This is a genomic window from uncultured Methanobrevibacter sp. (genome assembly GCF_937881195.1).
Classification (GTDB): Archaea; Methanobacteriota; Methanobacteria; order Methanobacteriales; family Methanobacteriaceae; genus Methanobinarius.
On record NZ_CALGFC010000057.1, the window covers coordinates 1 to 24,594 of the forward strand.

Below are 24,594 nucleotides of genomic sequence, written 5' to 3' on the forward strand. Positions count from 1 at the left end.
TTAATAAATTAAATAGATTAAATAAATTAAATAAATTATATAAATTAAATAAATTTAATAAATTAAATAGATTAAATAAATTAAATAAATTATATAAATTAAATAAATTAAATAAATTAAATAAATTAAATAATTATTTTTCCAAAATAACCTTTGAAATACCTTCCTGTTTTTTAACTTTTATAATATTATCTGCTGCATTTTCAAGCTCATTATCATGAGTCACAATAAGCATTTGAGGAAGAGAAGACATTTGTCTTAAAATGTATATTAAATCCTGTCTACGATAGCTATCTAAATGAATAGTAGGTTCATCAAGAAGTATTGTTTCAATGTTTCCTTTAGACATAGCTTTTGTAATTCCTAATCTAAGTGCAATAGCAATAGCAATTTTTTCACCACCACTCACCATATCTAATTTACTTTCTCCTTCTGGACCAAATACTGAAATATTATATTCATCATCAATTTTTAAGTCAGAATAATTAAAATTAAACTGTTCGAAGAATTCTTTAGTGTTCTTCTGAATAAGTGGCTTTGAACGATTTCTTAAATCTTTTTGAATTCCTTCTTTGCTATAAAGATCTCTTATGTCTTTTAAAAGTTTAAGATAATCTTGAACATTTTCCAATTTCTCTTTAAGGACATCATTTTGATTTAATTTTATAGATAAATTTTCTATATCTGCTATGATTTGAGTAGCCATACCTTTTATTTCATTTATGTCTTTATTTAATGATTTTAATTTTTCTTCAGATCTTTCACAAGTAAATACAATATTTTTGTACTTATCTTCACTATAATTAGTAAATTTAATATTATTCTCAATATTATCAATTTTAGAACGTAGAGAATCAAATTCATCAATTTTATTTTTTATTTGAGATTCTAAAATTGGTATTTGAACTATTTCTCCTTTTAATTGATTATATTTTTTGTCTTTTTCAGTTAAATCAGCAATCCTATTTTTTAAATCTTCTTCTTTAATATCTGGAGACAAATAAGGATCTTTAGCCATAGCTACTTTTACTTTTTCAACTTCAACATCCATGCTTCTTTCTACTTCTCTTAATTTATCTTTTGCATCATATTCTTTTCCTAATGCATCTAAAGAACCAGAAGCATGAACATAATTATCATAACTTTCTTTAGATGTTATTTGTAATTTAGTTTGATCTTTAATTAATAATAAAACATCTTCTAGCTTATCTTTTGTATCTTCATATTTTTTTAATTCAATATTAAAATCATTTATTTTATCAAGATCTTTTTTAGCTATATCATAAATATGTATTTTATTTGAAATATTTTTCTCAACTGAGTTAATTTCATCAAGTTTATTTTTAAATATTGTTTTTTCATTAGAAATCTTTTTTAATTCATTATTAAGTTTATCTATAGATTCTTGATTTAATTTTATTTTATTATTATAAGAATCAATTAAAGTGTCTTTTTTCTCCTCGGTAATTTCAGATTTACAAATAGGACATTGATTATCAACTTTTTTAATTTCAGAAAGTGGTTCTTTAGCAGAATTAATACCTTCTTCTAATCTAGATATTTTTGTCGATGACTTGTTTGAATTTTCATCAAATTCCTTAATTTTCTTTTCTGCTTCAATTTTAAAATCTGTAACTATTCTTTTAATATCTTTAAAATTATTAGAGATTGAATTGAAATTTTTTTTATTAAATAAGTCTATTTCTGATTCATCATAATTTGAAAAATCAATTGTTGAATTTTCATAATTACTAAAATCAATATTTAATAAGTTATTAGTTTCATTAAAGAAAGATTTAATTTTATTAATATTTTCATTAAATTCTTCTTTAACTTCTGTTTTATTCTTTTCAAGCTGTTTTATTATTTCTAATTCACTTTCAAACTTAGATTTTCTCTCATTATAAACATTTAATTTTTTTTGAATGTCTAAATATTGTGTATATCCATTTTCTTCTTTTTTAATAATTTCTTTTTGTTTTATTATTTTATCTAATTTTTCACCATATTTCTCACGGTCTTTTGTGATTTGTTCAAGTTTATTTACAGATTCGAGAAATTCTAAATAAATTGGAAGTTTATTTGAAAATTTTTCCAATTTTAACATTTCTTTTTCTTTATTTTTTAGATTTTCAAGTTGTTCTTGTAACCCTTTTCTCTCATCAATAACTCTTCTAATATTCTCATTTTCATTATTGAGTTGATTATTTAATTTATCAAAAGTAGTTTTAGATTTTTCCATTTCTAACTTTTCAGTTGTTTTTTGTGATTTTAATTGTTCTAATTCATTAATTTCCTTTTGAAGATTATTACCCTTGATTTTAATCTCTTCTAAAAATACTTTTTTACTTTTTAAATCACTACTTAAATCTAAAGATGAAGCAGTTCTTCCCTCAAGTTCTGATTTTTGATTTTCATATATATTGATTAATGGTAAACTATTTTTCCAAGCTTTTTCAAGACTTTCAACACCAAGGAGTCTCCCAATCAACTTTTTTTTCTCAGAAGGAGTTTTACTTATTAGATTAGCTATTTCTCCTTGTTGGATATAAATTGCATTTAAAAATAATTCCCCATCCATCTCTAGAATTGATTGAATTTCATCATTGACTGATGAATCTCCAGATGAAATTCGAGTACTCCCCCCATCAGAATCTTTAACTAGTAGTTCTGCTTTTGAAGTGTTCCCTCTTGTCCTAGTTACAGTATAATGTTTTCCATTAGAAATAAACTCTAAACTTACAGACATGGATGCATGAGAATCTTTATTTTTAGTAATTCTAACTAAGTCATTAATTTTTTTCCCATTATATTGTTTAAAAAGTGCAAAGCTAATACCATCCAGAATAGTTGATTTGCCTGCCCCATTTTGGCCAACAATAATACTAATACCTGGTTCAAATTCGATAACAGAATATTTATGTGATTTAAAGTTTTCAAGAGTTAATTTTGTAAATATCATCTTATCACTATTAATTAAGTTAGTTGAAATTTATAGTTGTCTGTTTAAATTTGTTATCATCTTTATTTTTTAAATTTTTATCCTTTTCTTTATTTATTCCATTATTTTTATTTCCTTTACCTTTTTCTTCTTTTTTATTATCGTCCTTATTAATATTCTCAAAATTATCTTGTTCATTTATATTTTTACTATCTTTAGTCTCTTTATTGGTCTTTTTTATCTTATTTTTTGATTCATGTTTCATTATTTTCTTAAATTCTGTTTCATATTGACCAAAATACTCTTCATAAAAAGAATCAGATATTTTCACTGAATCTTCAAATTTATCTTTTGATAGAAAATCTAAAAGATCAATAGCCAAATTAGAGATATCTTCATTTTCAAATGATTTAAGAGAGTCTATTAATAAATCTCTTGGTTCTAAAGAATTATTATTTTCAATGTATCTTTCTTCTTTTATTAATTCTTCATTTCTAAAAGTAGGCCTGAACATTAAAGTAATTTTTGATAATATATTATTTAGTTTTTTATAAACATCCCCAGTATTGAAACTACCATTTTCAACAGTAATATTCAATACAGGTTTATTATTTAAAGAAGAAATATATGTTTCTAATGATTCAAGTTCTGAATTAAGTTTTCCATATTCGATAGTTTTATTTATAAACTCTCTTGGAAGATCAATATTAATTGATTCAACTTCAAAATTAGTTTCAGCATCATTTTCACTAATATCCACTATATAGAAACCTTTTCCATTTTTTTTGTAATCACTAACTTCATTAGATCTCCAAATTTCAGTTGAGCCAGGGTAAACTAATTTTCCTTTACCAAAATCATCTACAATTCTATTATGAACATGTCCCATAGCATAATAATTAAAATTAGTAGGAAGATCTCCAATCTCTAACTCATATTCAAATGGCATATATTTATCAATTCCCTGATGGGATACTAAAATTCTTTTTGAGAAGGATTCACTTTTTTTTGATAAATTATTTAGTTGAGATTTTAGAAAAGAGTTCTGTGATTTTGAAATAAAAGGTGTTCCCCCAATAAAAATGTCATTATCCCTTAAAAAAGAGCTATTTATAGTAGGGTTTTTTGGACTAATAAGAGTGAGACCTAATTTTTTAAAAAGCACTTGAGGAGGAATTGCATTTTGACGCATTATAGTATCATGATTTCCTGCTATAGAATAAAATGGAATACCTGCTTCTTTAATTTTTATTAAACCTTCTTGAAAAATAAGAAGAGCATTTGGAGAAGGTTTTGCCATTTCAAATAGATCACCACTATGAATTACAAAATCTACTCTCTCATCAATTATCTTATCAACAATTTCATTGAATACATTATAAAAATCTTCTTCTCTTTCAATTAATCCATATTGACGGTATCCTAAATGAGTGTCAGATAAATGTGCAAACTTCATATTTTTCCCTATAATTGATTTATTATATAATTAATTATTGATTTATTATATAATTAATTATTAATAATTTTAATTAGCAATAATTATTTTTTATAAAAATGTTTTATTAGTAAGAAATTTTTTCTTAATAAAATGTTTTTATTATTAAAAAAACTTTTTTATAGAAAATTTATAGAAAATTTATTATAAAAAAATAATTATTAAAGATTTATTTGTTTATTAAAGAACTATTAATAAGCATACAACTATTTAAATAGACATATTTCTCTTATAAATAATTTTCTATTGTTTGATAAATGATAGTGAATAAATAATTTTATATTAATGTTGAAATATTATTAAATTATATAATATATATTTAATAGTATATAGCTTTGAATTTATATAATTTTTTATTAAAAGAGTATGAAAAATAGTAAAGACAATTGTATTTAAAATTAAAAAATGAATTTTGATTAAATATTAATTTGTCTCTTAAATTAAATTTAATTAGTATAATAAATTAAAATATTTTAAATTAAAATTTAATTATATTTAATCTAAAATTTAAGTATCTTTAAATTAAATTATTAAAATTATATTTAATATAAAATTTAATTATCTTTAAATTAAATTATTAAAATTATATTTAATCTAAAATTTAATTATCTCTAAATTAGAATTTAATTATCTTTTTAGATTAAATTTTAACATATAATCTTTTATTTTCTTCTTTTCCCAATCATCGCCTAAAAATTTCTTATCAGAATGGAATAATAATAAATATCTATATACCAATGTTAATATAGAAAATGGTAAAATTATATTGAAAAATAAAAAGGAATTAGAAATAAAATTAGTGAAAACATAATATAACACAAAATCTAATATAACTACCCTTATTATTAAGATATAAAATTTACGCTTTGCTTTAGACTTATCTTCATTAAACTTTTTTTCAATATCTTCTATTTTAGGGATTTCCTTAGTTTTCATATATTTTTTAAGTTTTTTGATTCCTTTTTCTTCATCCATGAAATTTCTTTTAAGATTATATAATCTAATATATCTATAAAGAGTAAATATTGAAAAAATAACCAATAAATAACCAAAAATAAAAAATGGAGATTGAATAATAGCTATTTCTGGAGGATACGAAGAAATATTCTCTCCAGCAAAGATAAATGATGGAACAAAAAGGAAATTTTTACTGATAATAACTCTAATTACAATAAATAAAAATATTCCAATAAATAAGATAATTTGAATATAAAATCTTCTAATTTCCTCTACAAGAATTTTAGCTTTTTGATAATTGGGGCTTTGATAAAAATTATCATTATATTTATTTCTTCTATATTCCCTATCTCCATCATTATTAAGATTATTATTATTATTATTATTATTATTACTATTACTATTATTATTAGACATTTTTGACCTATTTTATATAAATTTAAATTATTTTTAACAACTTTAAATTATCAGATTGTTTTAGCTAATATATTTTATCTTATAATAAAAAATTAACATACCTAACAAAAATGTATGTGAATATTTAATATAAAATAATAAATAATAAACCATATAAAAAAATAAGTTATATAAAACATTAATCTTACATCAGAATAATAGTTATATAAAAAAATAACCCTAAAAATACATTAAAAAACTATAATCTATTATTTTTAAGCTTATTTTTATAGCCATGAACACAAATTTGCTTACTAAATTTCTTACCTAATTTATTACTAGAAACAGTATTACGATCACCAGCAATTTTTATTCCATGAACACCGCAAAATCGAGCAACATTGCCAGAAACTTTATTTTTATCACCATTAACCTTAATACCATGATTTTTATTTTTATTAGCTACATTTTTAGAAATTTTATTCTTATGACCAGAAGACTGTAAACCATACTTCTTATTTCCACTAATTTTATTTCTATAAAAAGAATTTTTATTCCCATGGCTAATAATGCCGTTTAATTTAGATTTGACTCTATTGGAAGTAAATTTATTTTTATGTCCAATGGACTTTAAACCAGTTGCCTTAGATATAATCTTATTCATATAAATATTATTACTATAGCCATTTGCTAAAATTCCTAAAATATTAGAATTAATAGTGTTTTTTAGTAGAATATTATTATTACCTTTTATTGAAATACCTGCAGAGTTAACATCAATCTTATTAGAATAAATGGAATTTTTATGGCCATTAATATAAATTCCATTTTTAAATTTACTAATATTATTACCATTAACTGCATTATAAGACCCATTTAAGCTAATACTAGTATAATTATTGTCAATTCCAACAATCTTATTGTTTTTAATAGTATTGAATGAAGATATAATTTCCATACCATTAAATTTATTATTAGTTATATTGTTGTTTAAAAATGTAGTCTTATCTGCAACAATATATGCACCTATTGAATTGTTATCAAAATTATTATTAGTTATAGTATTATTGTAAGCCAATATATTAATACCATATCTCTTTGAATTAGTAATTGTATTATTTTTAATTTTGTTATTGATTCCTCCAATCGAAATTCCATTAGTTTTAGAATTAGAAATATTGTTATTTTCAATTTTAGTATTTTCACCCCAAATATTGAGTCCTTCAACATTATCTAAAATAAAATTCCAAGTAATATTATTATTAAAACCAGAACCAATATAAACACCAATATCATTACCCTTAACTAAATTATTAAATATATCCGCTCTATTAACATTAGACAAACTAATACCTTCATACTTATTTCCAACAATATTATTATACCATATAACAGAATTAACAACATTATTTAAAAATATACCCTCACCAACATTACCAAATACATCATTCTGATCTATAGTCAGATTTTTTGAACCACTAATAAATATTCCACTACCTTTATTTGAACTTATATTATTATATCTAAACCAAGCATCATCACAATCAAACAACAAGATTCCACCTTCATTATTCCCAATGATAAAATTATATCCAATATAACTTCCAGGAGAATCAATAAGATTAACACCAAACCCACTATTTTTACTTATATTGTTCATCATTTGAATAGTAACATCAGATTCACTAGCAAATATACCATCACAATTATTGTTAGTTATATTATTTAATTCAATATAAATTCTGTCAGAGTAATAAATAGTAATTCCATTATTATTATTAAAATTAATATTGTTTTCCCAAAGTGAAGTGGAATTAAAGTTATTTATTTCAATAGATCCCCCATTATTTTTTATTAAATTATTAAGAATACCCGTATGATACATTATGTATGCAATATATGTATTATTTAATATAGTGGTACTGTTCCAAGAAATTTCTTTATTAATATCATTGTTTAAATGAATTGCAAGACCTGAATTATTTTCCAAAACATTAGAACGGATGAGAAGAAGTGTAGAATAAACTGCAAAGATTCCTTCTTCGTTATTTACAATATTATTATCAGACATTATCACATTCCTGCAATAATCCAAGAAAATTCCAGTTTCATAATTGTTTGTGATGTTGTTATTTGTAATGTAAATAATCTCTGAAGAATCTACATACAAACCATAAGTATTAATACTTATATTATTATCACCGATAGAGATATTTTCAACATTATTTAATGAAATACCCTCATTTATGTTGTTATTAATTTGATTATTGGTAATTTCAACTTTTTTAGAAGAATATGTTGATATTCCATTGTTTTTATTTCTTTTTATTTTATTTTTATTTATTTTAAGGTTATTAGAATCCAATACAGAAACACCATCATTACCACTATCTTCAATAGCATTACTTTTTATATTAACATTACTACTAGTAAAAACACTAACTCCATCTCCACCATTATTAGTAATAATATTTTTAGTAAGCTCAACGTCTTTAGATTCACTTAAAGAAATCCCACCTCCCCCATTATCAGCAATTTTATTATTATCAATAGATAAACCATTAGACGAATCTATAGCAACACCATCACCACTAACACCACTTATATTGTTATCATTGATTTCAGTATTATTAGACTCAGATAAATAAACACCAGTACTTACATTTTTAATGCTATTTCCTGAAATATTAATATTATTAGCCAAAGATACAGAAATACCATCACCATCACTATTTAAAACATCGTTTTTAGTAATATTTGTATTATTTGTAGATCGAATATCAATAGAAAACTCATTATTTTCAAAAGTATTATTATTAATATTAAGATTATTATATCCATCAGAATAAATACCAGTAATATAATCAGTGATTGTAAAACCAATTATCTGAACATTATCACTCAGAATATTAAATGCATAATCATTAAAATAATCAATAGACCCTAAAAGATTAACACCAACATCACAAGTAATAGTAATAGCACGAGAAATATCTAAACCAATACTATCATACAAACCACTACCTAACTTATCAAAATGCAAACCAGTAATATCACCTTTAGTATCAATCAAATCCTGAATATCCCCAAGAGTTGAAGTCTCATTAATATGATAAGTAACAGCATTAACACTAGACAAAGAAATCATAACTAATGTAATAGTTAACACAAATAGGCATAATTTAATTATATTTTTCATTTTTATAACTCCTTTTTTATCAACCAAGAATAAGTCTCCAAGTTGTCACAATATTTCCATTAAGTATTATTTGTTGATTTAAATGATACCATTCTCCACCCATATATTCTATTTTACTAAAATCCGCATTATATGAATCTATAGAATAACCAGAAGTAGGTTTTAATAAACACCAATCAAAACCCAAATAATGATAGCCAAAATTATGATTAGAATTATTAGCAGTAGGTTGACCACACCACCAAAGATCAGCATGACTTATGACAAACTTATCACCAAATAAATAACCATCAATAAGATTAATAACATTATTGAACTCATAAGACCAAGCATGACCTCCTCGTGATATATCCTTATTCGATTTATATTTTGCAGGGATATTTGCTGCACGTAAAAGAGCAATAGTTAAATGAGCTTGATCAACACAATTTCCTTTTTTTACATTTAATGTTCCTAAAGCACCATAAAGAGTATCTCCATACAATTCATACTCAATATTATCTTGTACCCACCTCAATATTTCATTAGCTATATTCTGATCATTTTTGATTGTAACATTAGCAATTATTTGCTTAGCAAGGTTAGTAATATTGACATGATCTGACTCACAAAATTCTGATGGACTAACATACATAGACCAATCATCCCTCAATTTTTTAGTAATGGTACCCAAATAGCTTTGTCCATTAGTTGAACTAACAAGTTTTCCATTTTTATAAACTGTTTTAGTACCTAAATAATATTTATAAGTACGGTTTTCCTGATAATACCATTTATAATACTCTTTAAGTGAGTTATTAGATAATTCAACCCATTTAATTGTATCATTTACGAAAACAGTTCTTGATCCATTAATAGTATGACTATAAATAACTTTATCAGCTGATATATTATTATTCTCTAATTTATAATAATCAGTAGTACAAGGAACAGTTATCTCTTTTTTAGTTGTTACTTTTGCATATATCTTTGAAGTAGTCTTTTTATTAGTATCTTCTACTAAATTAGTCCATTTAGTTTCAATTTTATTTCCATTTTCCCATGTTACTATTGATACATCATTATGAGCTTGAACCTTTTTATTATTAACAAATTTATAAACACTACTTGCTAGATTATTTAACATTGTATTCTGTTTTTTAGTGATTTTTTTACTAGAATAATATTTTTTAATATCTTTTTTAGTACTATTTACTTGTGATAAAAGATTTGATTTTTCTTTGTTTGTAGAGAAAGTTTCTACCTTCTTTGCTGTATTATTTATAGTTTTTAAAGTTGTTTTAATTGTATTAAAGTAATCTATTTTTTTGTTTTTAAGAGCAGTATTTATATTTTTTATTGTTTGTTTTAATTCTTTATCCTTTTTCCATTTGGTTTTTGAAATTTTTTGATTAATAGTTCCCAAATCCTTTTTTAGTTGAGATATTTTTTGTTTTGTAAGAGACTTTGGCTTAACAACTTTTTTACTTAAATTTGATAATTCTTTTTTCAGTGAATTTTTCGTGATTTTAACATTACCGGATGAATTTACTTTTCCTCCTTTATTATTAGAACTACTAGCAGTAAATTTAACATTTGAAGGTGTTGAAACACCAGAAGTAGATATTTTAAAAACAGCTATCCCATTAGAATTTGTTTTAGACGTAAAAACCTTATTATTAATCTTTAAAGTTACAGTTTTTCCTGATACGGAGCTTGATAAAGTATAGCTATTACCATTAATATTTACATTATTATTTTTTGTGTAAATTGCATTTAATAAATTATCTCCACTTTTTAAAGAGGAAGAAACAATTAACTTATCTCCTTTAATAACATAATTTGGAGCTTTAACAACGATGGAAAAAATTTTAGCTTTGTTATTAATAAAACTGACTTTATTTAATCTTAAAAATCCAGTATTATAAATACCGCTACCATAATTAGCACCATTACCACTAATTATTCCACCAGTAATATTCAAAGAATTAGTAGAATATATACCTCCACCATTATTACTAGCTACATTACTCTTAAAATTAGAAGAATTAATTCTAGTTGGAACTGTTATATATAAAGCTCCTCCAGTTTTAGCTTTATTTGATTCAAATTTGCTATTTGAAATATTTAAACTATTTGAACCTGTGGTAAATATAGCTCCACCGTTATTACTAGCCCTATTATTTTTAAATGTTGATCCTGTTATAGTAACTGAAGCTAATACATATATTGCTCCACCGTCTGGTGCAAAGTTATTTACGAAAGTACAGTTAGTAATTTCTGCACCTAAACCATTGTTTCTTAAACCAATAGCTCCACCATAGGTTAAAGCAGTGTTATTTTCAAAGTAGCAGTTTATAACTTTAAAGTTATCTGATCCTTGAGAAATAACCGCTCCACCAACAGTATAGCTATTATCTCCAGTATTAGCTGCATGATTGTTAATAAATGTACAATCTCTTATAATTGCACTATTTGAATCTTCAAAAACATATATAGCAGACCCAGAGTCACCATAACAATTTTTAAAGCTACAATTTTCAATAAGCAAAGATCCACGGATATTTAAGGCATGATAGCTAATTGATGTACCATTAACAAAATCAATATACCTTAAAGTTAGACTGGCATCATTTCGCACAACAATCGTACGATACAAACCACGACCATCCAATTTAGCACGATTAGAATTAGATTGCCCTTGAATTGTGATATTTTTACCATCTATCTCAATAGCATTACCAGAACTAGTATAAGTACTAGTTCCAAGTAAAATCCTATCATTATCCGTTGAGCCATTAACACTATCCTGAATATCATCATAGCTATTTCCTGCAACAGTATAATCAGCAGCAGAAACAACCGTCAAAGATAATAAAATCAATGCAAAAATCAACAACCCCCAGAATAAAAATTTCTTTTTAAAAAATTCCATAATTTTTCTCCCCATATTTTTTTATTAAAAAAGAGCATTTTTTAACTATTGGTTTTGAGGGAAACATGAAAAAATGAGCAAAACTAAAAGAACCTCTTTTTGCTCACTTAAACGAGAGAAAAACAAAACAAAATTACATTATAACAAAAAAAACTCATTTTTTAAAATTTTTTATATATTAAAATATTCAAACAATTATAAATTAATATCAACTATTAACAATTCCTTAATTAATACATACATAAAATATCCCCACATAGCTAACAAAAATGTATGTGAATACTCACTATATAATATTAATAAATAATGAATTATATAAATCTTTTAATATATAAAAGTTCTTATTTGAATTTCTTTATCTAAAATTCCATTTTATAACTGATAAAATACCAAACAAGAAAATTATTCATCATAAAAATATAAATAAAAGAATTTAAAAAAATAGAGAATAATGATTACCCCCTCAAATAAAAGAATTCCCCCCAAAATATTAAAAATAGCGGAAATATGAAAAAAGACATGAACATTAAGAAATTTTAAAAATAAATATAAAAATAAATATAAATAAATTATTTTAAATAGTATAAAATTTTACAAAAAAATTATTAATATCCTAAAATAGCTAATAATTATACTAATTTAATAAATCCAATAAAAAGCTAATAATTTCAATATAAAGTCAATAAATTCAAAAAAAATTAAGAATTTAAACTAAAATAGTTAATAATCTCCACCTAATTGTCTAAATTCATCTTCTTGATCTTTTATATTATTTAATTGTTTTGATTTAGTTGATTCCCATTGTTCAATAATATTAATATCACTACCAACAGTTCTACCTTTAAATTCATCAATTTTAACTAGTGTTGGTACTTTTACCATTAAGCCTAAAACTATAGCTTCACCAACATTTAAAGAAGGTAATTGTTTAATAAGGTCTTCACTAAGACTTTCACTTGCTGATTGAACATGCCTTTGGTCTTGAGGCTCAACAAGTCTAAGAATTATCATATTATTAGCTTGAGAAAGAGCATCTGGATCAACAGACTTAGGACTTTGGCTTACAAGACAAAGACCAAGGCCAAATTTTCTTCCTTCTCTTGCAACCCTACTAATCCAATATTTAGATGAAGGATTTCTGTTTTTTGGAGCTAAAATATGGGCTTCTTCCATAATGAAGAAAACAGGAAAATCAAGTGGTTTTTCATACATATTCCCTTCTTTGTTATGTAAAGATATTTTTCTGGATCTTAAAGCATTTCTTAATATATGACTAACAATAACTTCAGCTGCGGATTCATCAGCCTGACCTAAATTAATAACATTAGCTACACCTAATTTCAACTGAGATAAAACATTAGCCCCATTTATGTTTAATAAATTTTCATATTTAGTATTTAAATCCTCTATTTTATTAAGAACATCCATTATTTTAGATTTTTCAGAAGCATTAATCTCTTTTCCACGAAATGTTTCAGTGTTATACCATTTTTCAAGAACTCTTCTCATAATCTCAAGAAAATCTCTAGTATCAGATTCACCAGATTTAACAATGGCAGTTGCCTCTTTATAAGCTTCTCTAAAATATCTTTCCTGAATATATGCAGAACTTGGAATATTAGCTAATGTTTTTATCTCACTAAATGACATATAAATAGGATTAATAATAGGATCAATTGAATTAACAGCACCATTTTTAAATTCAGCACCTACATATTCCCCATGCATATCAAATATAAGAATACATCCATTATATTCTAGAATACCATCAATGAGAACAGATACAGTATTAGATTTTCCTGCACCAGTCATTGCAAGTATAGCTAAGTGCCTTGAAACCATATTATTTATATCTAATTTTACTTCAACATCTTCTTGACTAATCAAATTTCCAATTTTTAAACCATTATCAATCTTAAAAATATTTTTTAGAATTTCTTCATCAGCTATTTCAATCTTGGTTCCTGGAGGTGCGGGTGTTCTTGGAATTCTAAGATTATCTCCAATATCTCCAAGAATACGAATATTACCTCTAATATAATATTCGTCTCCTTCAATTTCTTTTATTTTTTCAATAGTGTCAGGATTATAGATATCTCCATTAAGCGATACATTACCTCTAATAAGAGATTCAATCATCCCCAAAACAACTTTTCCATCATATTTTAAAGATACATATTCCCCTACTTTAGGCATCTCTTTAGAAATAAAATTAACATCAATAAGAGAATTTTCACCAATACATCTACCAATAATCATATTAACACCGATTAAATCACGAATGAACTAAGCAATCAATTTACTTTTTAAATAAATATTATATAAATAATCAAAAAATATTAAAAATCAAATATTAACTATTAGATATTAAAAATCAAATATAAGATATTAAATATAAGATATTAAATATAAGATATTAAATATAAGATATTAAATATTAGATATTAAATATTAAGTATTAAATATTAAATATTAAATATTAAATATTAAAAAATATTAAATATTACTAATAATTTTCTTCTTTAAATGAATAAAACTAATTTTTTCTGATATTTTTTCCAATTTAAATTCTTCATAACCACATTTTTTATATAAATACAAATTCTTAGAACTTTTATAACCCGTAAACAAATTAAATTCAATATTAGAATATAAACTTAAATAATATCTTTCAATATATTTTAATAACTTTTTTCCTATACCCCTATCTTGAAAATCTGGATGAACAATGAGTTTTTTAATTAAAATAATATCATTTGATTTAGTAGCTCTTATAGATCCTATTATACCTTGACCATCATAATGAATTTTTAAAATAATCCCATTTCTAAATTCTTCTTTAATATTATTAATTGTCTGTTTTAAAGGTTCTATTGAATTATCATCATATAATTGTGCTTCACTAATATAAGATAATTTCTGTAAATCCAAAATTTCTTCTAAATCATCATATTTAGCTCTTTCAACAATCATTACAACACCCATTATCTCTTATTTTATTAAATAAACACTAAATCCTACTAATAAATACAATATAATTTATAATAATTATTATAATAATGACAATAATAATGACAATAATAATGACAATAATAATGATAATACTAATGATAATACTAATGACAATACTAATGACAATAACAATACTATAAAAATAATAATATTGATAATAATTTGAAATTAGAGCATTTCTCTACCCGATTTTTCATATATGCCAATAATCTTAGATAATTGTTCGATATCACTTCTTTTAATAACAACCTCATGATGAGCTTTTTTAAGGAGATATGGATAACCATCAGTACAATCCCTAGATATTATCCCAATGATTTCTTTAATTTTAGAATTAGTGGCTTTATAAGGCAATTCTATTTTTAAAATATTTTTATTTTCTTCCAATCTAACATAGAAGATTGTAAATACTAAGCTTTTAAAAAAATCATTTTTAACAGGAAATTCTCTTTTTGAATCATCTATATTTATATAAATAGGATTTTTACTTGAAGAAGTAGAATATCCTACATTTCTAGTATATTTATCAAAAATAGCCATATCTGGAATATTAGATTCTTTAAAATAATCATTAGCTATGGATGTTTTTGAAATAGCAATAATTTTATCTTTATATTTTAATAAATTAAATAATGATAAAAGTTTTTCAATATTTTCTAAATAGTTTTCAACAATCAATTGATTAGAATGGCTACTATTAATATAACTAACTCTATTTTTCAATTTATTAACTATTTTAGAAGAAAAAACCCCAATATCATGATTCTCAATACTTCCAAGTTCCTCATTAATTTTTTCTTCAGCTAAGTCTAAAATATCAAACCTAACATCTTGAGGAATATCTTTTCCAATAGGAGAAGGACGTATTAAATCACCTGAAAGAGAACCATCATATAAATAATAATCAATATTATGAGACTTAATTGTTTTTAAAGCGTTTTTTACCTCAAATAATCCCATATAGTTACGAATCCTATCTTTTGCAAAATTACTGTGAGGTATAGTGTTTATTTCTGAAGATTCAATTTTAGATAGTTTACTATTATATATTAAAGAAATTGAAGAAATAGCATAGAAATAAAAACTCAAAAACTTTTTTTCATGTTTACTCCCATCTCCAGCAGCTATAGTCAAACTATCATTAGATACAGGGATTTTTTCATCATTCCAAAAATCAGAAATATTATAATTAGAAATTTCATATTCCTTAATTTTATCATGAATTGTTCCTTTTTTCTTAATCGCTTCTGTATATAATGATTCTAACATTTAAATCAATTTAATTATTAATTATAGCTATAATCTAAATTTAGCTATTTCTTAATTTTTTATATTAAATACAAACAATAATAACTATTGCATGCTTAATAATGAAAATACAATTAATTGCACAAAAATAAAAACAATAAATGCTATAAAATAAAATTAATTATTAAATTTAAATAATTCACTAGATTTATTAAATTAACAACAAAAATTTTATTAAATTATTCACTAGCTTTTTTAATTCCAGATACAATTTCTTTTATCTTAGCTTCAACATCTAATGTTTCTTCAACTATGGTTCCAGTAACAACAATATCTGCTCCAGCTTTAGCTACAGTATATGCAGATTCACCATTACGAATTCCTCCACCAACAATAATTACCATATCATCAGTAGCTTTCTTACTATAAGCAACCATTTCCGGAGTTACATGTTCTTCTGCACCAGAACCTGCTTCAAGATAGAAAAATCTCATTCCAAGTGCTTCAGCAGCCATTGCATATGCAGCAGGAATTTTTGGTTTATTTCTAGGAACAAGTTTTGCATCACCTATCCAACCCACAGTGCCTCCAGGAGAAATAACCATATATCCCATAGGTATAGCTTCAATTCCAGACTTTTTTACCTGTGGAGCTCCAAGTGCTTGAGCTTCAATTATCCAATAAGGATTATTAGAATTTAAAAAACTCATAAAGAATATTGCATCAGCATATTTACTTACATTACTAGTATTCCCTGGGAAGATAATTATTGGAAGATCAATATTTTCTGATAAAGCTTTTGCAGTATTATCAACATCAGCTCCATCAACTGTAGAACCTCCAAGCATTATACCATCTGTTCCACCACGTATAGCTGCTTTAGCTATCTCAACAGCCCCTTCAGGACTTTGTTCATCAGGGTCTATTAGTGTTAAATGGACTTTACGAGTTTTTAATATATCTTTAATTTGATTTTCTACTATCCTATTCATATTAATCCCTATAACTTTTATTAAATGATAATTTTAATTTTTTATTAAATAAATTGATAAAAAAGAATATTCCAATATATTTATAAATTATTTTTGAATTTATATCTATTTATAAATTATTTTTGAATTTATAGCTATTTATAACTATTCACAACTATCTAAGAATATTTATAGCTATTTTTAAATATTAATTGCTATTTCTAAATATTGATTGCTATTTCTAAATATAAAATTTGGAACTAATTATATTTTAATGTTTTTATTATAATTATTAATCATTAGTTTAAATTTTTTCCTTAAATCAAAATAAAGATTGAAATAAAGATTAATCTAAAAAAAAATACTTCAAAATTATATATGGTTTTTTTGGTTTAAAAAATACTTACTAAATACTAAATTAGCTAATTCATAAGATAATTCAAAAAGTATGAAAAATATGAATGTTGAAAAACTTAAAAATCCAACATAAGGTATTGAAAATCCAGTGATTGATTGATAATAACCTAGTATAGCTAAAAGTAATATAGCTATTTTCATCGTAAATCTATAATCAAAGAAAAATTTGAAAAATTTACTTCTTTTATAAATAGTTTCATTATCATTACCAATTTCATCAATAAATGCAGAAAAGATACAAATTAATAAAGTAATTAAACTTAAATTAGCTAAAATACTACCATTAGGATTAAATATTCCCCAAATAATGTAGAGAGCTAAAAATACTAAAAGGGTTGCAATATGATGTATTCCATCAATTTTAAAAGATAATGCAGTACCAACTAAAATTCCAATAAATATATATGATGCATCCACATTGTTACTAGCTAATAAAGCTATAGTTATACCACAAATAACCCCTATAATAACCGCAATAATTTTGTTTGATTTTTCATCATATTCATCATCAGAAAACTTCATTAAAAATCCAGAAAGAGAATATAAAATTGCTAATATAATATAATTCAATACATAACTCCTTAATAACTAATTATTTTTTAAATATAATAATTTAAATTTTTTATTTACTCTCAAAAAAGTAAATCTTCTTTATTATTTTTAATAGATATTTTAAAAAAAGAAATAATAGAGATTTTTCATTTACTAATTTTCTTAATAAAAATTAATATTAACTGAAATAATAAATATCTTTTTTCATATTTTGTTTAACTACTCTAATAAAGATTACTTATAATTTGATAAAGATTTTATTTCACTTATTCAATTCTGTGAGAAATAGAAATTGAAATTACATAATAAGTTCATGCTAAGTTTTTAAAAATCTTAAATTAATTCAAAATAGTAAAAACCAATGAAATAGTGATTAAATATTGGAGACTCTGATTTAATATATATAATTTATATATATATAAATTTGAAAATTTATATTTATTTTAAATTTCAATATCTTAAATTTTATTTTGATTCAAATTTTTAAAAATAGACAAATATATTAATAATAATTTCCTTAAATATATTACTATTAATAACTTAATCCAAATTTTATTTTTAAAAGATATTAATTTATAAGGAAAAAGATTCCATGAACGAAAAAGAAACAATAAATGTTAAAGGAACAAATGTATCTTTTGTATCAAAAGCTGAAGAAGATTACATTTCACTAACAGATATTGCAAAATATAGAAATGATAAAAATCCTTCAGAAATAATTAGTTTGTGGCTTCGTACATATAGTACAATAGAATATTTAGGTTTATGGGAAAAATTAAATAATCCCAATTTTAAACCCCACATATATGAGGGGTTTAAAAATGAGTCAGCAAAACCTCATTTTTGGATGTCGTCCAAAAAATGGATAAAAGAAACAAATGCAATTGGTCTATTTTCAAAATCAGGGAGATATGGGGGTGGAACATATGCACATTCTGATATCGCATTTAAATTTGCGTCTTGGATTTCAGCAGAATTTGAATTATATCTTATCACAGAATTTAAACGCCTAAAAATTGAAGAACAAAAAAGATTATCATTAGAATGGAATTTACAAAGAACTTTATCAAAAATAAACTATCGTATCCATACCGATGCTATAAAAGATACAATTATTCCCAAAACAATTACTAATGACCAAATATCTTTTGTCTATGCAGATGAAGCAGATTTATTAAATGTAGCTCTATTTGGAATGACAGCCAAACAGTGGAGAATTTCTAATCCAAAAACAAAAGGCAATATACGAGATTATGCTACATTAGAACAATTAATTGTTCTTTCAAATATGGAAGGAATAAATGCTCTTTTAATAAGAGAAGAAATTCCTCAAAAAGAAAGATTAATAAGACTGAATAAAGTTGCAATAACACAGATGCATTCATTAATAGATAATAAGTTAATGAAAAAGTTAAAATAGTTATAACAATAATAGAAACTAAATTTTTATTTCTATTATTAAAACTAAAATTGGAAAGATATAATATAAAATTTTTATATTATTATTAGAATTAAAAATACAAATACAAAATGAATTTGTACTTTTAATTCAGATTATTCTTATTTAATCTTATCTAATGCAGCTGCATAGATTAAAGGGAAAATAATTGTAACATCTCCAACAACAGAAGCCAAATTTGATCCACATTTTGCTTTTGACCATGATTTAGCTTCTTCAAGTGGAGCACCACTTAAACTACCTGTTTCACTACGATCCATAGTAATTTGAATTGCTGCATCAACACCACCTTTTAAAAGATTAGAAGCGAGACAATAATGTTTAGGAAGACCTCCTCCAAGAAGTATAGCTCCAACTTCTTCTGATTCAAATACAATATCTGAAAGATCATTCATATCAGCTATAGCATCTAAAACAAGATTATTCTCCTGAGTAAACATCCATAATTGTAATCCAAACATACTATCAATTAAACCAGGAGCAAAAATTGGAATGTTATTTTCAGCAGCTATTTTAAGAATAGAATTTTCATCTTTAATTAAAAGACCTATTTCATATAATAAATCCTTAATTGAAATTATAGGTTTATAACATGAATTATTTGAGTTATTGGGATTTTTTTTAATAATAGATTTAGTTATTTGATCAAAAAGCTTGATTATTTCTTTTTCAAAAACTTCAAAATCATCAGATTTTGTGTAAACATCCCCAATTCGACCCATTCCAGCTTCATTAAGTTTTTCATCATCGAACCCATAATCACGATAATGAGAACCACCAAATGATTCTAAAAGATCATGAGTTATATTAGCACCACTCGTTATTAAAACATCTATTTGATTTCTTTTAATCATAGTAGCTATAATATTACGAAGACCTCCTGGAACAAGCGGTCCAGCTACACTTAAAAAAACTTTCATATCTTCAGAAGAAATCATATCAGCTAAAAGTTCACAAGCCCTACCAACTCTACCTGCACCTAAAACACCAGAGGAAGAAAATTCTTCAATAATATCGATAATCTTCATATCTTCATTAATATTCATTTGATTAACATTCATAATAAGCCTTTTTTCATCAATTTAAAAAAAAATAGTAATATTTAAAAAAATACTAATAGAAATATGTTAAAACCCATTAATAAAAATTACTTTTAAAAATATTTTTATTAAAAATAAAATTATATCCCTCCAAAAAAAATATTTTAATTTTTATTACTATTTTTAATAATAATTATAAAACTCAAACCAAAAAAAATATTATAAGAGTAATACTTTTATACGATGAAATAAATACTTATTAAAAGTTTCGCTTTTATAAGAATTATAATAACAATATTGTGAAAATTTCAATATTTCAATGAAACCAATAAAATGAATAAAGTGATATTAATAACATTAAAAATTGCTTTATTAACTAAAAATTATCAAAAGAGATAAAAAATTGACAAAATTGGGTATTATCGTTCATAATATCTATTTTTTTAAATTCAAAAAATAAAAATAAAATAGATATAATATAAAAAATGTGATATAAAATGCAAAAAGAAAATAATAATAATAATAATAATAACAAATTTAATTTTTTTAAATTCGAAAGAAAAGATATTGATTTTCCATTTTATAACAATAACCCAAAATTAAGTATTCAACATTGGATTATCTTATTAATTTCAGTTTTAATACCACTAATATTAATTTTTCTTCCACATACTGGATTAGAAAGAGCGGAAGGAATATTATACTTTCTAATTCCATTTTTAATATTTGGTATTGTAAGTAGCTGGAAATACGATTTAATATGTAAAAAATTACAAAGAAATGATTTAAAATTAATAATAAGCCTAATAATATTGGAATTTATTTTTTCAATAGCTATTGCATTAATTATAAAATACATATTTAATATTCATGCTCAGACTAATCCAGCTATTGGTGAATTAAGCTCATTATTATTCTGGATAGTTTTCCCATTTCAGATTTTTGGTGAAGAATTATTAAAAATAATACCATTCCTACTACTTTTAACAATTTTCTATAAAATTAGCAATAATAGAAAAATAAGCATTGTGATTTCAACAGCTTTAGTATTAATAATGTTTGGACTTATACATTTACCTGCCTACAAAAACATATTTTCAGTGCTACTTCTTCAAGGATTAGGATCAATATTTACAATGTTTGGATATTTAAAAACAAAAAACATATTCGTGTCCTATTTAATACATATAATATATGATACAATAACATTCATAATAGCATCAGTAGGAGCACACTAAAAATAAATACTAAAAATCCATATAAATCAAAAATCTATAGAAATCAAAAATCTATATAAATTTTAAAATTTTTTACATATTTCCATTTTTTGAAATAGTTTCAGGATTGTTAAAATATTCTTGTACATTATCATAAAAGTGACCAATTTGTCGCCCATATACAAAAATATGGTTAAAAGCTATTGCAACAGACATTTTATTATTAGAAACTTTTCCCCAAGTTATCAAAGGTTGAACTTGGTGAGGTTCTAAAATACAATTAGATAAAGTGTCAAAATCAACCCAAGGAATACAAGAAAAATTTCCAATTGGCTCAATATCCCTTTTAGTAATTTCAAGAGAAAATCCCTGTTTATTTCCATTTAAAATAGAATCGCGAAGATTAATTACTCGATCATGCCATTCTTTTAATGATTCTGATTTTTTAGGAGGAGAGACTCGCATTTCTTCAAATACAGATTCATCTTTATCCATTATAGGTACTATAGCATCTAATTTATCAAATTCAATAGCTTTACCATTTAAAATTCGTCTACGTAACTCTGGAACAGAATTTAAACCCGAAAGTAAACAACCAAGTGATAAAACGAAAAAAGACAAATTTTTCTCATTACAAAAATTCAAAACATTTTTCACATTAATCCTAGCAGAAATGGAACATCTAGAAGTAAAAAAATTTGAAAAAGGAGAATCTTTCAAATCAAAATCTAATTCTTTCATCATTATAAGACTCCAATATTTTAACAATAAATAATTTTTAAGTTTTAAAATATAAAATACATTTGAAACTTCTCTCATTATTAAAAATTAATTTATAAAATTATATCCTCTATAAATAATCCATATTTTTATATATAAATATTCTATATTTTTATATATAAATATTCTATATTTTTATATATAAATATCCTATATTTTTTATAATTAATTAATATTATTTATTGATAGTTTATATTATTTTATCCATATTTTATATATTTTTAAATGTTTATTATATATTTTTTAAATTTATTATTATATTGATATAACGAAATATTTAAATATATAATTTTATATATTATTTTCTATGCCAAATTGTAAAAATAATATTTGTCTTGAACAATATAAGAATTTAAATTTGGAGGAGTTAATAAATGAAATTCCCTCAGAGGATAATTTATATGAAATGGGTGAAATTATAAAAGCCATTTCTGACCCATTAAGATTAAAAATATTATATTTATTGAAAAATGGAGAATTATGTGCTTGTCACATTGATTCTGCATTGGATAAACCACAATCAACAATTTCTCATCATTTAAACATTCTAAAAAAAGCTAAGTTTTTAAACTGGAGAAAAGAAGGAAAGTGGACACATTATAGCTTAGCTGATGAAAAAATAATAGACCGTATAGAAAAAATAATTAAAATAGGAGAATAAATGATATGGTCGATGAAATTAATATAGATTGTTGCTGTGAGTCCATAGAAGAAAAGGAAGAAAAAAAGGGTGTAAACTGTTTTTGTGAAAATATTAAAGAAGAAAATGAAAGTAGAGATTTTTGTTCTGAAACAATTGAAAAAGAAGAAGAAAATGGTTTTAATTGTTGCTGTGGCGATTATGAAGTAACAGATGATTCTAAATTAGAAAATCCTCAAAATTCTAAAAAAGATATAGATTTAAAAACATTGAATAAAATTAAAAACATGGCTGAAAGTTTAGACATGGACATTATAGGTTTTGGAAAGATATCTAAAGAAGAAATGAAAAAAAATGAAAAGTTGATATATCCAAATGCTATTGTTTTAACTATGAAAATTGGAGAAAAAATTATAAATGAACCTCCTAGTGAATTTGCACAAGATTTAAACAATTTGCTTTATGATAAATTTGGAAAAAGTTTATATATTATTTCTGATTACCTTAGAAAAAATGATTTTGCAACACAGGTTGCTCATCCTCATCAAAATTTATTAGACCTATCAAAATTAGCAGAAAACTCAGGAATTGGAATAGTAGGACGAAGCCATTTATTAATCACTCCAGAATCAGGACCCTCTCAGAAAATAGGAGCAATACTAACATCAATCGAAAATCTAACATTTTCAAAAGAAAATACTCATAAATGGATTAATGATTATTGTAAAAGATGCGGTAAATGCATTAAAGCCTGTCCCGAAGATGCACTAAAAAAAGATTACATGGATGAAAACAGGGCAGAATTTATTGAATCAAAATGTTTAGGATGTAATCAAGGATGTACTTACTGTATTGAAGAATGTCCTTTTTATAAAGATGAATATAATTATTTAAAAGAAAAACATAATAAACTAGAATCTAAACTAAAGGAAAAAGGAAAAATATGAAAGATAAAGTTTCAGTTGCTGCATGTAGTGGAATGAGTAATTTTGGATTAATTTGTAGAGCCGTTGCTTCTGATTTATCAGAATCAAAAGAAGATATAGTTTCTATTTGTATAACTTCTACAGCTGCAGATGATAAAACACCAGATTTAATAAAAAAGTATCCAATTATTGCATTAAATGGTTGTTCTAATGAATGTGTTAATAAAATATTAAAAAAGAAAGACATTAATGTTGATAAAAGCATCAATGCAATGAAATTTGCAAAAGAAAATAATCTAAATGCTGGAGAAGTAGCAAGACTAGGTGAAGAAGGAGAAAAAACAACAAAAGAATTAAAAAAACACATTTTAAAAAAAATAAAAGAATAATATTTAATATTTAAAAAAATAAAAGAATAATATTTGATTTT

At 23.6% G+C, this 24,594-nt stretch carries 17 protein-coding genes; 5 read left to right on the forward strand and 12 right to left on the reverse strand.

Annotation, left to right across the window (positions count from 1 at the left end):
* Positions 1-133: 133 nt before the first annotated feature.
* The 10 genes from Q0087_RS07755 to Q0087_RS07800 form a co-directional block, all read right to left on the reverse strand.
* Entirely contained in the window at positions 134-2,962 is a 2,829-nt protein-coding gene (locus tag Q0087_RS07755; protein ID WP_297899179.1) for an AAA family ATPase, read from the reverse strand.
* 19 nt (positions 2,963-2,981) lie between these two features.
* Positions 2,982-4,397: a DNA repair exonuclease gene (locus Q0087_RS07760; protein WP_297899181.1), complete on the reverse strand. Its 1,416-nt coding sequence runs from the start codon at positions 4,395-4,397 to the stop codon at positions 2,982-2,984.
* A gap of 666 nt (positions 4,398-5,063) precedes the next feature.
* Entirely contained in the window at positions 5,064-5,810 is a 747-nt protein-coding gene (locus Q0087_RS07765) for a 2TM domain-containing protein (protein ID WP_297899183.1), read from the reverse strand.
* A 238-nt stretch (positions 5,811-6,048) separates the two neighbouring features.
* On the reverse strand, positions 6,049-9,015 hold the full coding sequence (locus Q0087_RS07770; RefSeq protein WP_297899185.1) for a right-handed parallel beta-helix repeat-containing protein: 2,967 nt from the start codon (positions 9,013-9,015) through the stop codon (positions 6,049-6,051).
* A complete protein-coding gene (locus Q0087_RS07775; protein WP_297899187.1) occupies positions 9,008-11,902 on the reverse strand; it encodes a transglutaminase domain-containing protein in 2,895 nt (964 codons plus the stop codon). Before Q0087_RS07775 ends, Q0087_RS07770 begins: the two co-directional genes overlap by 8 nt.
* Positions 11,903-12,622: 720 nt before the next feature.
* Complete coding sequence (locus tag Q0087_RS07780) at positions 12,623-14,161, reverse strand: ATP-binding protein (protein ID WP_297899189.1); 1,539 nt, start codon at positions 14,159-14,161, stop codon at positions 12,623-12,625.
* A 237-nt stretch (positions 14,162-14,398) separates the two neighbouring features.
* Positions 14,399-14,875, reverse strand: coding sequence for a GNAT family N-acetyltransferase (locus Q0087_RS07785; protein WP_297899191.1), 477 nt, complete (start codon positions 14,873-14,875; stop codon positions 14,399-14,401).
* A 207-nt stretch (positions 14,876-15,082) separates the two neighbouring features.
* Positions 15,083-16,183 carry a DNA double-strand break repair nuclease NurA gene (locus Q0087_RS07790; RefSeq protein WP_297899192.1) on the reverse strand — a complete coding sequence of 367 codons (1,101 nt, stop codon included), beginning with the start codon at positions 16,181-16,183 and terminating at the stop codon, positions 15,083-15,085.
* 218 nt (positions 16,184-16,401) lie between these two features.
* The gene (locus tag Q0087_RS07795; protein WP_297899194.1) at positions 16,402-17,154 is read right to left on the reverse strand and encodes a geranylgeranylglyceryl/heptaprenylglyceryl phosphate synthase; all 753 of its coding nucleotides are present in this window, start codon (positions 17,152-17,154) and stop codon (positions 16,402-16,404) included.
* Between the two features lie 351 nt (positions 17,155-17,505).
* Positions 17,506-18,120, reverse strand: coding sequence for a hypothetical protein (locus tag Q0087_RS07800; protein ID WP_297899196.1), 615 nt, complete (start codon positions 18,118-18,120; stop codon positions 17,506-17,508).
* A 574-nt stretch (positions 18,121-18,694) separates the two neighbouring features.
* Here Q0087_RS07800 and Q0087_RS07805 point away from each other — a divergent pair.
* Positions 18,695-19,522: a KilA-N domain-containing protein gene (locus Q0087_RS07805; RefSeq protein ID WP_297899198.1), complete on the forward strand. Its 828-nt coding sequence runs from the start codon at positions 18,695-18,697 to the stop codon at positions 19,520-19,522.
* Positions 19,523-19,662: 140 nt separating this feature from the next.
* Here the strand turns inward: Q0087_RS07805 and Q0087_RS07810 are convergent, their stop codons facing one another.
* Positions 19,663-20,622: a deoxyhypusine synthase gene (locus Q0087_RS07810; protein ID WP_297899200.1), complete on the reverse strand. Its 960-nt coding sequence runs from the start codon at positions 20,620-20,622 to the stop codon at positions 19,663-19,665.
* Positions 20,623-21,098: 476 nt separating this feature from the next.
* Here Q0087_RS07810 and Q0087_RS07815 point away from each other — a divergent pair, with 476 nt between their 5' ends.
* Positions 21,099-21,839, forward strand: a complete 741-nt coding sequence (locus Q0087_RS07815) for a type II CAAX prenyl endopeptidase Rce1 family protein (RefSeq protein WP_297899202.1) — start codon at positions 21,099-21,101, stop codon at positions 21,837-21,839.
* Positions 21,840-21,911: 72 nt separating this feature from the next.
* Here the strand turns inward: Q0087_RS07815 and Q0087_RS07820 are convergent, their stop codons facing one another.
* Positions 21,912-22,562, reverse strand: coding sequence for a CatA-like O-acetyltransferase (locus Q0087_RS07820; protein WP_297899203.1), 651 nt, complete (start codon positions 22,560-22,562; stop codon positions 21,912-21,914).
* Between the two features lie 343 nt (positions 22,563-22,905).
* On the opposite strand from Q0087_RS07820, the gene Q0087_RS07825 reads away from it, so the two are divergent.
* Genes Q0087_RS07825 through Q0087_RS07835 form a run of 3 tightly spaced genes read left to right on the forward strand, consistent with a single transcriptional unit; the run spans position 22,906 to position 24,553 of the window.
* Positions 22,906-23,259, forward strand: coding sequence for a helix-turn-helix transcriptional regulator (locus Q0087_RS07825; protein WP_297899205.1), 354 nt, complete (start codon positions 22,906-22,908; stop codon positions 23,257-23,259).
* Between the two features lie 5 nt (positions 23,260-23,264).
* On the forward strand, positions 23,265-24,185 hold the full coding sequence (locus Q0087_RS07830; protein WP_297899207.1) for a 4Fe-4S dicluster domain-containing protein: 921 nt from the start codon (positions 23,265-23,267) through the stop codon (positions 24,183-24,185).
* Positions 24,182-24,553, forward strand: coding sequence for a putative zinc-binding protein (locus Q0087_RS07835; protein WP_297899209.1), 372 nt, complete (start codon positions 24,182-24,184; stop codon positions 24,551-24,553). Before Q0087_RS07830 ends, Q0087_RS07835 begins: the two co-directional genes overlap by 4 nt.
* The last annotated feature ends 41 nt before the right edge of the window (positions 24,554-24,594 follow it).

Coding starts and splice junctions, on each gene's coding strand:
- Q0087_RS07755 (WP_297899179.1), bottom strand. CDS start 2,962: ATGATATTTACAAAATTAACTCTTGAAAACTTTAAATCACATAAATAT.
- Q0087_RS07760 (WP_297899181.1), bottom strand. CDS start 4,397: ATGAAGTTTGCACATTTATCTGACACTCATTTAGGATACCGTCAATAT.
- Q0087_RS07765 (WP_297899183.1), bottom strand. CDS start 5,810: ATGTCTAATAATAATAGTAATAGTAATAATAATAATAATAATAATAAT.
- Q0087_RS07775 (WP_297899187.1), bottom strand. CDS start 11,902: ATGGAATTTTTTAAAAAGAAATTTTTATTCTGGGGGTTGTTGATTTTT.
- Q0087_RS07780 (WP_297899189.1), bottom strand. CDS start 14,161: ATGATTATTGGTAGATGTATTGGTGAAAATTCTCTTATTGATGTTAAT.
- Q0087_RS07785 (WP_297899191.1), bottom strand. CDS start 14,875: ATGATTGTTGAAAGAGCTAAATATGATGATTTAGAAGAAATTTTGGAT.
- Q0087_RS07790 (WP_297899192.1), bottom strand. CDS start 16,183: ATGTTAGAATCATTATATACAGAAGCGATTAAGAAAAAAGGAACAATT.
- Q0087_RS07795 (WP_297899194.1), bottom strand. CDS start 17,154: ATGAATAGGATAGTAGAAAATCAAATTAAAGATATATTAAAAACTCGT.
- Q0087_RS07805 (WP_297899198.1), top strand. CDS start 18,695: ATGAACGAAAAAGAAACAATAAATGTTAAAGGAACAAATGTATCTTTT.
- Q0087_RS07810 (WP_297899200.1), bottom strand. CDS start 20,622: ATGAATGTTAATCAAATGAATATTAATGAAGATATGAAGATTATCGAT.
- Q0087_RS07815 (WP_297899202.1), top strand. CDS start 21,099: ATGCAAAAAGAAAATAATAATAATAATAATAATAACAAATTTAATTTT.
- Q0087_RS07820 (WP_297899203.1), bottom strand. CDS start 22,562: ATGATGAAAGAATTAGATTTTGATTTGAAAGATTCTCCTTTTTCAAAT.
- Q0087_RS07825 (WP_297899205.1), top strand. CDS start 22,906: ATGCCAAATTGTAAAAATAATATTTGTCTTGAACAATATAAGAATTTA.
- Q0087_RS07830 (WP_297899207.1), top strand. CDS start 23,265: ATGGTCGATGAAATTAATATAGATTGTTGCTGTGAGTCCATAGAAGAA.
- Q0087_RS07835 (WP_297899209.1), top strand. CDS start 24,182: ATGAAAGATAAAGTTTCAGTTGCTGCATGTAGTGGAATGAGTAATTTT.